Here is a 12,756-nt window from a genome sequence, read left to right as displayed (position 1 = left end):
ACTCCTACCCAATCACTTTTAAAGTTCTAGTTCCCGTAACAGAGAGGCTGCCTTTGGCGGCCTCTTCTATATGCCCGCTCCACCAGCACATCATAGGGATTCGACGCTCTAAGTAGTCGGTACGGTTATAGGCACTGCGAACTTGGTTATCATCTACGTGAGCAAGAGCAGCTTCTATCAAGTCGGATTCAAAGCCTTGCTCATTAAGCGTCGTACTTGCTAGTGAACGAAGACCATGGCTAACAAGCCTTCCGGCAAATCCCATTCGTTTTAGTGCCATATTTGCTGTTTGGCTGTTACACGGCTTTTGAGGATCTCTGTCAGAAGGGAAGATGTAATCCCGATGTCCACTAATTGGTTTAATCACTTCTAATATAGCTAGCATCTGCTCTGTGAGCGGAATGCGATGCTCTCTTCGCTTTTTCATTCTCTCAGCGGGAATGATCCAAACCTTATTATCTAAATCTAGCTCATCCCAACGTGCACCAGCAGCCTCTGTTGGGCGTGTCATGGTGTGCAGTTGCCACTCCAACAAACAGCGTGTTGTTCGTTTGATGCTGGCGTTAGCAATTGCGCTCATGAGCTCTGGCAACTCAGTAGGAGCGAGTGCTGCCATGTTCTTTTTCTTCGGTTTTTTGAAAGCAGCTTTGATCCCAGTGAGGGGATTGGCTTTGATAAGTCCATAATTGGCAGCATAGTTCATTATCTCATTGAGCCTTTGAGCAAGGCGTTTGACGGTTTCAAGGCTACCTTTGGCTTCAATCGGTTTTAGAAGCTCAATAATCATGGGAGCATCGATATCTTTTACAGGGGTATTCGACAATGAAGGTAGTATGTGTAGTTTGAGTGAACGCCAGATATCTATAGCGTAATCAGCCGTAACCGAATCTTTTTTGATTTCAAACCACTTTGCCGCGATCAGACTGAAAGTGTGTTCATGAGTTGCTTTGTGTTCGTTTAATAATCTCTTTCTTTCTTCCTGAGGATCAATTCCTTGAGCGATCAGTTCTTTTGCCTCTAATGCACTTTTACGTGCATTTGCAAGAGAAAGGTCAGGATACTTGCCTAAGCTTAAGTTAGTACGCTTTCGATTGGTTGGTCTGTGATAGTTCAGTATCCAGTGTTTTGAGCCATTAGGCTTGATACGTAAGCGTAAGCCCTCTCCGTCAAAAAGGTTGTATTCTTTATCACCAGGTTTGGAGGCTTTGATTTCCTTGTCGGTCAGTCTTGTCGTGATCTTTGCCATAATGGGTACACCAAGTTAATGAACTAAATTCAGTGTACCTTGCAATGTACCTAAAAAGCAAAGAAGTGGTGGGATGTAATGGGACGCGATGATACGCTAAGTTGTTGATTTTACGTTGTCGTAGATACAAAAAAAGACGCCCTGGGACGTCTTTAAATGTAGAATTGGTGGAGCTGGCGGGAGTTGAACCCGCGTCCAGAAACCATTCATCCTTGGCACTACATGCTTAGTCGATCTTTAAATTCACCAGTAACCTGCGAACCGACACGCTAGTTAAAGGCTAACCTGAATTATAATTCGCCGTTCATCTCTCAGGTGGGAAAATCCGGGCTAGCGCGTTTGGGTTTGATCTCTCGTTATTCCCCGTCTTACGTGCGGAAGCTAGGGCGAGAGAGCTCTGAGCAGGTTATTAAGCTGCTAGTGCGTAGTTTTCGTCGTTTGCGACTATTTTTTTGCGGCTTTTTACGTGGCCAACCGCCCCACGGCATGCACCTCAGACTGCAAAATTCCTGTCGAATCCTAAATCAGCCCCAAAGTGTTCTTGCATAGTACCAGAAAAGCTATGCCTGTCTAGCACTGTGCAGTTCAAGTGCTCAAGATTAACGCAAATTACTCTTCATAATTCGTGCTTTATCGCGAGCCCAATCTTTTTCTTTCATATCAGTACGTTTGTCGTGCAGCTTCTTACCTTTTGCTACGCCAATTTTGATTTTCGCCCAAGAGCGAGACCAGTATAGCGATGTTGCAACTAGCGTCATGCCTTCACGGTTAATACGACCGAATAGGTTGTCGAGCTCTTTTCTCGACATTAGGAGTTTACGGACACGTGTTGGGTTCGCGACAATGTGCGTACTTGCTTGTGTTAGTGGAGTGATAGTCATGCCACTGATGAATGCTTCACCGTCTCGGATGTAGACGTAGCTTTCTGCGATGTTCGTTTTGCCTTCACGTAGGGATTTTACTTCCCAGCCTTGTAGCTCAAGCCCCGCTTCAATCTCATCGTCGATGAAATATTCGTGGCGAGCTTTCTTATTTAGCGCAATGGTATTACTACCCGCTTTTGATTTTGATTTTTTCTTTGCCATAATGGCCTCATTATACGGATTGCGCGAAAGATGGGGAATCCTTTTTATTTGCGCTCTGGCTCAATACCATTAAAATTGTGGTTTGTTTAATGTAACGCTGTCTTTAACAGGAGTCTATATGCCAAAGGTTACTCGTTCAGCATTAGTATCATTTAGTGCTGACCAGATGTTTGACTTGGTCAATGATGTTGCTCGTTATCCTGAGTTTTTGCCGGGTTGTTCTGGTTCTCGTGTGATCGAATCTTCAGATTCAGCAATGGTGGCTTCGGTTGATGTATCGAAAGCTGGTATTAGCAAAACATTTACAACATCAAATCGCCTCGCGGAAGGTGCAGAGATTTTAATGGAGCTGGTGGACGGCCCATTTAAGAAGCTGCAGGGCGGTTGGTACTTTACCCCTTTGGACGAGCAAGCGTGCAAAGTGGAATTGAAGCTTGAGTTTGAATTCTCTAGCCGCATGATTGAGATGGCTTTTGGTAAGATTTTCAATGAGCTCACCAGCAATATGGTGAACGCGTTTACGCAACGTGCTAAGCAGGTGTATTAAGCATGAGCATTGAATCAGACATGATCCACGTTGAAGTGGTGTACGCACTGCCACATGAGCAGCGTGTATTCACACTGGTAGTAAACAAGAACGCGACAGTTGAAGAGATCATTGGCCAGTCGGGCGTGCTTGAACTTTACCCAGAGATCGACCTATCTAAGAATAAGGTCGGCGTATACAGCCGCAACGTGAAACTCGATGCCACGGTTCGCGACAAAGACCGTATCGAGATTTACCGCGCACTGCTGGCTGATCCAAAAGAGATCCGCCGTAAGCGTGCAGAACAAGCAAAGGCTGCTGCATCTAAATAGCTACTGCTGCAATCGCTTAGTTGCGTTTAAAGCCGAAAATCAAATAGCAAAAAGCCTGCGTGATGCAGGCTTTTTAGTATCTGTTCAGCAGAAGTCGCTTTATCGAAGGCTCTCGAAAAACTCGTCACTCGCTTCAAAGTCACCGTTGATGCTCACAAGCGTGCCTGTCGCGTCAAAGTTAACTACGAGGTTTTTCTGGATCGCATCTTCGTGGCCTTTTTGATGGTGGTAGATGTAGTACCACGTGTCAGGGTAGCCGTTTTCAATCAGCATAGGTGAACCCATAACGTAACGAACTTGTGTTTTGGTCATACCAAATTTAAGTTGGTCGACCGCTTCTTGTTCAACGTAGTTACCCTGATTGATGTCAATTCGATAAACCAACTTTTCTAATAGAGAACAACCGGTCAACATTGTTAGTGCAAGTGGAACTGCAACTAACCACTTCTTAATTCGCATAGTCTGAGATCTTTCTTCGCTAAAATACTGCCTGATAATAAACAAGCTCCAGCAAGAAGTAAAAAGCTCCTTGCGCTTTGAACTTAATATGACTGGCAATTTTGAAATAAGTTGCAAAATTGCCAATCTTTTTCAGAAAACTATCAGGTATTTGGCGAAAGTTTAATCTAAGCGGCGATTAACAGCTCTTTTGCGTTAGCCAGTGTTGAATCGGTGATCTGGCTGCCGCCTAGCAATCTTGCAAGCTCTGAAATACGTTGTTGCTCATCAAGCGTGTGCATTTGCGTTTCTGTTTTGCCTGCTTTGGTGCTCTTAGCTACGAACAGCTGTTGGTGACCACAGCCAGCAACTTGCGGTAAGTGAGTCACACACATGACTTGTGTCGATTCACCCAGAGTACGCAGCATTTTACCAACGACTGCAGCCGTTGGGCCACTGATACCCACATCGACTTCATCGAAGATCAGGCTAGGGGTATCGACTTTCTGGGCGGTGATCACCTGAATCGCTAATGAAATACGTGACAGCTCACCACCAGAGGCCACTTTCGCGATCGGCTGCATTGGCTGTCCCGGGTTGGTGGAAACAATAAAGGTCACGTTGTCCATACCCAGTGGCGATGGGTGAGTATTGGTGTTGTTTACCTCTATTGCGAATTGCGCTTTTTCCATGCTCAGTTCGTGCATGCTTTGCGTGATCAGTTTATTGAGCTCTTTAGCATAGCGAACACGAGATTTGTGTAGCTTTTCTGCTTTTGCAACAAAACCTTGGTAGTGCTGTTCTACTTCATTCGCCAACTCATCCAGTTTTTCATCAGAACAATCCAACGCTTCGATCTGTTGTAGGAGATCTTGATGATGCTGATATAGCTCGTCTGGTAACACGTGGTGCTTACGCGACATCGACATCACCTTTGAGAAGCGCTCTTCTACAAATGCCATACGACCTGGGTCGACATCGATACTATCAAGGTAAGTTCTTAGCTCGCTGTTGGTCTCTTCAATCTGAATGATTGCTTCAGAGAGCATGTTCGGTAGTTCAGCCAGTCTTTCATCCAGTTCAGCCAATTGGATTAGGGAGTGATTGGCCGATTGCAGAATACCAAGCGCATTAACTTCTTCACCTTCGTAAATAAGCTCGATAGCTTGCTGACAGGTTGATGCAAGCTCACCACTGTTGGATAGGCGTTTGTGCTCTTGTTCAAGCTCTTCATATTCTTCCTCCCCAAGTGAGAGCTCGTTAAGCTCTTTGATTTGGTACTCAAGCAGCTGTTTTTGTGCTTGGTTTTGCTGGCTGTTTTCACGCAACTCTTTCAGGTGATTGTCTGCATGACGCCACGTTTGGTAAGCGTTGCGAGTCGACTTCAGCAGGTTAAGGTGGCCTGCGTATTGGTCAAGCATCGCCATCTGGTAGTCACTTTTCATCAACTGATGGTGTGCGTGCTGACCATGGATATTAATAAGCAGCTGTCCTAATGATTTTAGTTGTGAGAGCGGAACAGGGCTGCCATTAATGAAGGCGCGCGAACGGCCTTCTTTCGAGATGGTACGACGAAGAATACACTCGCTACCATCCAGTAGCTCGTTATCTTCTAGCCAACGAGTCGCGTGTAAGTTGTTATCCAGTAAAAATGCGGCACTGACTTCGGTTTTCTCTTCACCTTGTCGCACCATGCCTGCGTCGGCTCTACCGCCAAGGCATAAGCCCAACGCATCGATAGCAATAGATTTACCCGCACCGGTTTCACCGGTAATGGTTGTCATGCCTTTAGAAAGTTCTAGCTGTAAAGACTTAACAATAGCGAAATTATTAACACTTAGATGAGCCAGCATTTTTATTTACCTGTATAACTGAACAATACTGTATATAAGCTCAGTATATACTGTTTCTTTATACAGTAAAGTGAACAGGTGAATATTTTTTGTGAGATCGATCAAATCAAACTTCGTTTGTAGGTAACTGATATTGATGTCTATTTGCGAAAAGAGATTCCAGACACCTCGTCCCTCGGTTCTGGAATGACGGTGTGAAAAAGGCTTAAAAGGTGAGGGAGCGTTTGGATTTCAGGCAATAAAAAAGGCTGGCATGTCGCCAACCTTTCAAATTTTCTTCGTTGTGAGCTTAGAATAACTTACTCGACCATCCAAGTTTGTTACGTAGAACGTGGTAGTAGCTGTAATCCTTAGGGTGGATCAGCTTAAGCACGTTCGGGCTTTGGTAGATATGGATTTCGTCGCCCGGTGAAACAGGTAAAGAAATCTGGCCGTCACAGCTGACTTCTTGAGTGCCGCGATTGTCTGGGGAGACGATCAGTTTAATGTGGCGCTTGCCATCAACCACTAAAGGTCGGCTTGATAGCGTATGCGGGAACATTGGTACCAAAGAAATGGCATTCAAACTTGAAGAGAGGATAGGGCCGCCACCAGAGAGTGAATAGGCGGTAGAGCCAGTTGGTGTTGAGACAATCAAGCCATCTGAGCGTTGTGAGAAGGCGAAGCTATCATCAATGTAGACTTCAAACTCGATCATGTGAGCAACTTGGCCTGGGTGGAGTACCGCTTCGTTAAGTGCTGCGTTGTGGCTTTTGATCTGGCCGTGGCGGTGGATTTCCGTTTCAAGCAGGAAGCGCTCTTCCTCCATGAACTCGCCATTGAGTACATCGGTTAATGCAGATTGGAAGTTCTCGGGATTGAGATCGGTCAAAAAGCCGAGGTTGCCACGGTTTACACCGATCACTGAGATGTCGAAGCGAGACAAGATTCGAGCTGCACCGAGCATGTTGCCATCACCACCGACGACGATCGCCAAGTCTGCTCGTTTACCGAGTTCCACCAAACTAGAGAATCGATCTTTAGGAATGTCATCTAAGATAGTGGCTAATCGGTCATCAACAAAGACTTGATAGCCTTCGGTACTTAACCACTGATACAGCTCTCTATGAGTCTGAATTGCTTGTTGATCTCGAGGTTTACCGATAATGGCGATGACTTCAAATGGCTTTTTCATACGGTTTCCAAACGAATTAGGCTTGAATCAAAATTCTTCATCCCCATAATAAAGGCAAGTTGAATGACTATGCGAGTGTTTTATATCAAATTGGGCGCTAATACGCCGCTCACTGGCATAGAAAACTGAATTCTGGAGATATCATGAGCAACGAAGAAAACAAAGTAACGGAAGAAGAGCTAGATCAGATCATCGCTGAGGCAGAAAAAGTTGAAGCAGAAGCGCAAACTGAAGAAGCAGCGGATGAGCAAGAAGCAAAGATCGCTCAACTAGAAGCAGCTTTGTTGTCGAGCGAAGCGAAAGTAAAAGATCAGCAAGATTCTGTTCTACGTGCAAAAGCTGAAGTTGAAAACATGCGCCGCCGTACAGAGCAAGAGATCGATAAAGCGCGTAAATTTGCTCTAAACAAGTTTGCTGAAGAGCTGCTACCAGTTATCGACAACCTAGAGCGTGCTATGCAAGCAGCTGATGGTGAAAACGAAGTGGTTAAGCCTCTGTTTGAAGGTGTTGAGCTGACTCACAAAACGTTTGTAGACGTAGTGGCTAAGTTTGGTCTTAAAGAGATCAACCCTGAAGGCGAAGCGTTCAACCCAGAGCTGCACCAAGCAATGTCGATTCAAGAGAGCCCAGATCACGAGCCAAACACAGTAATGTTCGTGATGCAGAAAGGCTACGAGCTTAACGGTCGTGTGATTCGTCCAGCGATGGTTATGGTTTCAAAATAAATCACTAAACCATGTGAAATACAGAGAGAGGCTTCGACCTCTCTTTTTTTGTGTTTAAAACAGTGGCAGGCCAATAAACAGTCAAAAAAAGTGGTTTGGGTATGTCGTTCTTTTTATTTTAGAGATTTCAGGTGGTTAGTGTAATATTTTATGAAACCAGTTGTTTTTAAATAATTGCTCTGATGTCACATTTGTAATTAATATGTGAAATAATACTTTCAATTGTTACTTTGATATGTAAAATCTCCGGCCATATCGAGATATCACTCGTATATATAACTATAAAAGTACATTTTTCAAACATAACAGACTGGAGATAAACGATGGATAAATCGCTCTCAAGTAAAATATTTGTAGGTTTGTTTGCCGGCCTACTTATCGGTACTGCAATTCAGTACCTATTCAGCGGTATTGCGATCTTTGACACTTACCTACTTGGTGCTGCGGAAGGCGCTGGTGGTATGTTCGTTTCACTAATTAAACTTCTTGTTGTTCCACTTGTTTACGTATCTATCGTTTGCGGTATCGTTGAACTGAAAGATATCCGTTCATTTGGTCGTCTTGGTGGTAAAACCTTTGCTCTTTACATTATCAACACCATCATCGCGATTTCAGCTGCGCTAACTATCGGTTTGATCTTCCAACCGGGGGCGGGTGCAAACCTAGCGGGTACGGTTTCTGAGACGATTGCTCTAACTACAACAGAAACGCCAGACATCTTCTCTCTGGTTGTAAACATCGTTCCTAGTAACCCAGTACAAGCGTTCGCAAGTGGCGACATGCTTCAAATCATCTTCATGGCGATTCTGACTGGTCTTGCGATTCAAGCACTTGATTCTCGTGGTGGCCCAGCTATCAAGACGTTCAAGATGGCTAACGAAATCATGATGAAGCTTATCGGCCTTGTAATGAGCCTAGCGCCATACGGTGTATTCGCTCTTATGATTCAACTAGGCGCAACGCTTGACGCAAACACGTTAATGTCGGTAGCAGGTTACGTAGCACTTGTTGTTGCAATGCTAGTGTTCTGGATTTTCTTCTTCTACCCAGCAATGGTTGGTGCGTTCACAGGTATTTCTCCTAAGCAGTTCCTGCGTGCAACTCGTGAGCAAGTTCTGTTCTCACTATCTACTGCAAGCTCGAACGCGACAATTCCTGTAACAATGCGTACCCTTACAGAGAAGCTAAACGTTTCTAAATCTGTAGCAGGTTTCGGTGTGCCACTAGGTGCAACAATGAACATGTCTGGTGTATCTATCTACATCGCACTAGCAACAATGTTCGTAGCTAACGCATTTGGTCAGCCAATCAACACTGCAGACATCTTTACTCTTGGTCTAACTATCCTGCTACTGTCTATCGGTGCTGGTGGTGTTCCAGGTGGAGGTGTAGTAATGGTCGGTGTTCTATTGCACCAACTAGGTCTACCACCGGAAGGTCTAGCAATCGTTGCCGCAGTTGACCGTATTTGTGACATGTTCTGTACTTCTTCTAACGTAGTGGGTGACACAGCAGTAAACACAATTGTTGCTAAGTCTGAAAACGAAATTGGTGTAGAAGCAGACGAAGAAGTTGAACTGAAGAAAGCAGAAGCTTAATCAGAAAACTTGAAATTGAATCCTAAAAGCGAGGCCGAGTGCCTCGCTTTTTTTCGTCTGTCGTTTGTGCTTAAGAGGATGGGAATAGAGGGTGATACATAGAGCTGGCAACTTGATGTGGGTAGGTCATTGGTCAGTTTTGTGAATGGTAACGTGAAAATGATTCATGGCTCTGCAAATATCTAATATCGATCACATATAATAATACAATAGTATTTTATATTCTCTGGCAACCTACATTCAGACGACATTAAGGAAAATAAAATGAAGTTGTCCTACCTTAGCTTAATTACCGCTGCTGTTTTGGCGACACCTGCTCTTGCCGCTGATACTGATATGGCGAGCCAGTTCAACTTAGACCCTGCAAAGGCACCAGCGCAAAACTTTGACCTATCTAAATGGAAAATCAACCTGCCAGAGCTGACTACCGAAGGCCCTCGCAAAGGAAAAACGCTGGAGATCGCCAAGACTGAGCTTGCTAATGTAGAGACACCTTATGTTCACCCTGAATGGTTCTACACAGATAAGGAAACCGGTGCGATGGTGTTTGTTGCCCCGAATACCGCACCAACCACACCAAATAGTAAGAATACACGTAGTGAACTGCGCGCAATGTTAGCAGACAGCTATTCTGCTCCAGACAACAACTTTGCAGTATCAAGCCATAAAGATGCACAGGCGTTTGGTGCCATTGGTGGCCAAATGACGGCGACGCTTTCGGTTGATCAAGTAAGTACCAGTGGTAACTATAAGAAGACAGGTGCGTTTTCTGTCGTGATCGGTCAGATTCACGGCTCGGACAATGAGCCACTGAAGATTGTTTACCGTAAACTACCTGAGCATGAACATGGTTCATTGACGTGGAATTACGAATTAAACCCACCGAAAGAACTGAAAAATGCCAAAGATGAAAATGGTAAGAAGCTGCGTAAAGACATTCGTCATGATGTATTCGGCAAGTACAACCTGAAGAAGGGCAGTGCAGATCCAGCAGATGGCATCAAGCTAGGTGAAGTTTTCTCTTACGATGTGGATATCAAAGATACCATCATGCACCTGACATTCACTAAGAACCCAAATTCAGATTCACCAGTCGTGAAAACGTACGAAGTAGATTTAGCTGCGGGTAAATACCAAGGCCACGATGTGGACTTAGGTTACGGTCAGGATTGGATGTATTTTAAAGCGGGTGCTTACAACCAGTGCAACACTAAGAAGTCGAGCTCTGCCTGTGAATGGCGCGGCATGGATGCAGGTGATTACACCAAAACAAGCTTCTACCAGCTAGTTCTTAATCAGTAATATTGTTAATCAACACTCATCGATAAATATCTATTTTCAAAGGCCTTCTACATGAAGGTCTTTTTTATGGGTAGAGGATTAGAACAGGGTTTTAATCTAGTGCTAAATGCGAGGCTTTCTCAACTTTTGAGCCTTAACTGGCAAGGGAACGCTCACTTTTTACCTTTATGAAAAAAGATGGGGAAAAAAATAGATTTTTTTTACATATTCCCTTGAAAACCAGTTTGTCGCCCTTATCTATGGTGCATACGAAAGCAAATTACATTTGCACTTTAATTTTGTGTGTCGGGGTTGAATCCCCGGTAACCACCCCCACATATGTGGGTATAGCAAAAACTAAATAGAATTATTTCGGAGATAGCCTGATGGGTAAAATCATTGGTATTGATTTAGGTACTACTAACTCTTGTGTTGCTGTTCTTGACGGCGACAAACCACGCGTAATCGAGAATGCGGAAGGCGAACGCACAACTGCGTCAGTAATCGCATACACAGAAGGCGAGACGCTAGTTGGTCAACCTGCAAAACGTCAAGCTGTTACTAACCCTCAAAACACACTATTCGCTATCAAGCGTCTAATCGGTCGTCGTTTTGAAGATGAAGAAGTACAACGCGATATCGAAATCATGCCTTTCAACATTGTTAAGGCTGACAACGGTGATGCATGGGTAGAAGCGCAAGGCCAAAAAATGGCTGCTCCTCAAGTATCTGCTGAAGTACTTAAGAAGATGAAGAAAACAGCTGAAGACTTCCTAGGTGAAGAAGTAACTGGCGCTGTTGTAACAGTTCCTGCTTACTTCAACGATGCACAACGTCAAGCAACTAAAGATGCTGGCCGTATCGCTGGTCTAGACGTTAAGCGTATCATCAACGAACCAACTGCTGCTGCTCTAGCTTACGGCCTAGACAAGCAAGGTGGTGACCGCACTATCGCTGTATACGACCTTGGTGGTGGTACTTTCGATATCTCTATCATCGAGATCGACGAAGTTGAAGGCGAGAAGACATTTGAAGTTCTTTCTACTAACGGTGACACTCACCTAGGTGGTGAAGACTTCGATAACCGCATGATCAACTACCTAGTAGACGAGTTCAAGAAAGAGCAAGGCATCGATCTTAAGACTGATCCACTAGCAATGCAGCGTGTTAAAGAAGCAGCAGAAAAAGCGAAAATCGAGCTTTCTTCTACTACTCAAACTGACGTAAACCTACCTTACGTTACTGCTGATGCGACTGGTCCTAAGCACATGAACATCAAAGTTACTCGTGCGAAGCTTGAGTCTCTAGTTGAAGACCTAGTACAACGTTCTCTTGAGCCTCTAAAAGTTGCTCTAGCGGATGCTGACCTATCTGTAGGCGAAATCACTGACGTTATCCTAGTTGGTGGTCAAACTCGTATGCCTATGGTTCAAGCTAAAGTTGCTGAGTTCTTCGGTAAAGAAGCTCGTAAAGACGTAAACCCTGACGAAGCAGTAGCAATGGGTGCTGCAGTTCAAGGTGGTGTACTAGCTGGTGACGTTAAAGACGTACTACTTCTAGACGTTACTCCTCTATCTTTCGGTATCGAAACGATGGGCGGCGTAATGACTAAGCTAATCGAGAAAAACACAACTATCCCTACAAAAGCGGATCAAGTGTTCTCTACAGCTGAAGACAACCAAAGCGCGGTAACTATCCACGTACTACAAGGTGAGCGTAAGCAAGCGACTTACAACAAGTCTCTTGGTCAGTTCAACCTAGAAGGTATCCAACCAGCACCACGTGGCATGCCACAAATCGAAGTAACTTTCGACCTAGATGCTGACGGTATCCTAAACGTATCTGCGAAAGATAAAGCGACGGGTAAAGAGCAGAAGATCACTATCCAAGCATCAGGCGGTCTGTCTGAGGAAGAGATCGAAGCAATGGTACAAGAAGCAGAAGCTAACAAAGAAGCGGACAAGAAGTTCGAAGAGCTAGTAACTGCACGTAACCAAGCTGACCAAATGATTCACGGTACTAAGAAGCAAGTAGAAGAAGCTGGTGAAGCTCTACCTGCAGACGAGAAAGAGAAGATCGAAGCAGCTATCGCGGCACTAGAAGAAGTTAAGTCTGGTAACGACAAAGAAGCTATCGACGCTAAAGTTCAAGAACTTATGCAAGCAGCTCAGAAGCTAATGGAAATCGCTCAACAGCAAGCTCAAGCACAGCAAGCTGGCGCAGAAGCAGGTGAGCAACCTAAGCAAGACGACGATGTTGTTGACGCGGAGTTTGAAGAAGTTAAAGACGACAAGAAATAATTTCGTCGCAGAGTAGCCTGACTTCGTTGTCGGAAGTGCTCACCTACTAGCGTAGGCTCCGCGCTTCCTCCTAGAACTCAAGCTATCTGCTTAGAAATTTGTCTCGAAGACTTATTAATACGGGCGTCAGAGGTAACTCTCACGCCCGTAAATTTGTATTTAGGCTGTCAATCTAGATAATGGCTCTCGAATCTCGAA

Annotated in this window: 11 protein-coding genes and 1 other RNA gene; 6 read left to right on the top strand and 6 right to left on the bottom strand. The window is 44.6% G+C overall.

Annotation, left to right across the window (positions count from 1 at the left end; translation table 11 throughout):
• Positions 1-4: 4 nt before the first annotated feature.
• The 3 genes from KI655_RS02295 to smpB all read right to left on the bottom strand — a co-directional run bounded on the left by KI655_RS02295 (position 5) and on the right by smpB (position 2,331).
• On the bottom strand, positions 5-1,246 hold the full coding sequence (locus KI655_RS02295) for an integrase domain-containing protein (protein WP_285401328.1): 1,242 nt from the start codon (positions 1,244-1,246) through the stop codon (positions 5-7).
• 165 nt (positions 1,247-1,411) lie between these two features.
• Positions 1,412-1,778: a transfer-messenger RNA gene (ssrA, locus tag KI655_RS02290) on the bottom strand.
• A 67-nt stretch (positions 1,779-1,845) separates the two neighbouring features.
• Complete coding sequence (gene smpB, locus KI655_RS02285) at positions 1,846-2,331, bottom strand: SsrA-binding protein SmpB (RefSeq protein WP_032551363.1); 486 nt, start codon at positions 2,329-2,331, stop codon at positions 1,846-1,848.
• Positions 2,332-2,449: 118 nt separating this feature from the next.
• Here smpB and KI655_RS02280 point away from each other — a divergent pair, with 118 nt between their 5' ends.
• On the top strand, positions 2,450-2,878 hold the full coding sequence (locus KI655_RS02280; RefSeq protein WP_285401323.1) for an SRPBCC family protein: 429 nt from the start codon (positions 2,450-2,452) through the stop codon (positions 2,876-2,878).
• Between the two features lie 2 nt (positions 2,879-2,880).
• Positions 2,881-3,189 carry an RnfH family protein gene (locus tag KI655_RS02275; protein WP_285401321.1) on the top strand — a complete coding sequence of 103 codons (309 nt, stop codon included), beginning with the start codon at positions 2,881-2,883 and terminating at the stop codon, positions 3,187-3,189.
• 99 nt (positions 3,190-3,288) lie between these two features.
• Here KI655_RS02275 and bamE read toward each other — a convergent pair whose 3' ends face one another.
• From bamE to nadK, 3 genes are all read right to left on the bottom strand, one after another.
• The gene (gene bamE / locus KI655_RS02270) at positions 3,289-3,648 is read right to left on the bottom strand and encodes an outer membrane protein assembly factor BamE (RefSeq protein ID WP_285401319.1); all 360 of its coding nucleotides are present in this window, start codon (positions 3,646-3,648) and stop codon (positions 3,289-3,291) included.
• Positions 3,649-3,815: 167 nt separating this feature from the next.
• Positions 3,816-5,480 (bottom strand): DNA repair protein RecN, encoded by a 1,665-nt coding sequence (recN, locus tag KI655_RS02265; RefSeq protein ID WP_285401317.1) that lies wholly within the window; start codon positions 5,478-5,480, stop codon positions 3,816-3,818.
• 289 nt (positions 5,481-5,769) lie between these two features.
• The gene (gene nadK / locus KI655_RS02260; protein WP_285401316.1) at positions 5,770-6,654 is read right to left on the bottom strand and encodes an NAD(+) kinase; all 885 of its coding nucleotides are present in this window, start codon (positions 6,652-6,654) and stop codon (positions 5,770-5,772) included.
• A gap of 143 nt (positions 6,655-6,797) precedes the next feature.
• Here nadK and grpE point away from each other — a divergent pair, with 143 nt between their 5' ends.
• The 4 genes from grpE to dnaK all read left to right on the top strand — a co-directional run bounded on the left by grpE (position 6,798) and on the right by dnaK (position 12,558).
• Positions 6,798-7,379, top strand: a complete 582-nt coding sequence (grpE, locus tag KI655_RS02255) for a nucleotide exchange factor GrpE (RefSeq protein ID WP_285401314.1) — start codon at positions 6,798-6,800, stop codon at positions 7,377-7,379.
• Between the two features lie 323 nt (positions 7,380-7,702).
• Positions 7,703-8,977, top strand: coding sequence for a dicarboxylate/amino acid:cation symporter (locus KI655_RS02250; RefSeq protein ID WP_285401313.1), 1,275 nt, complete (start codon positions 7,703-7,705; stop codon positions 8,975-8,977).
• A gap of 264 nt (positions 8,978-9,241) precedes the next feature.
• A complete protein-coding gene (locus KI655_RS02245) occupies positions 9,242-10,279 on the top strand; it encodes a polysaccharide lyase family 7 protein (RefSeq protein WP_285401311.1) in 1,038 nt (345 codons plus the stop codon).
• Positions 10,280-10,644: 365 nt separating this feature from the next.
• Positions 10,645-12,558 carry a molecular chaperone DnaK gene (gene dnaK / locus KI655_RS02240; protein WP_239842395.1) on the top strand — a complete coding sequence of 638 codons (1,914 nt, stop codon included), beginning with the start codon at positions 10,645-10,647 and terminating at the stop codon, positions 12,556-12,558.
• The last annotated feature ends 198 nt before the right edge of the window (positions 12,559-12,756 follow it).

Origin of the sequence: Vibrio sp. D404a (assembly GCF_030248535.1) — a bacterium.
In the GTDB taxonomy this organism is placed as follows: Bacteria; Pseudomonadota; Gammaproteobacteria; order Enterobacterales; family Vibrionaceae; genus Vibrio.
Note: the sequence above shows the minus strand (reverse complement) of the source record. Positions and strands in the feature narration are given on the sequence as shown.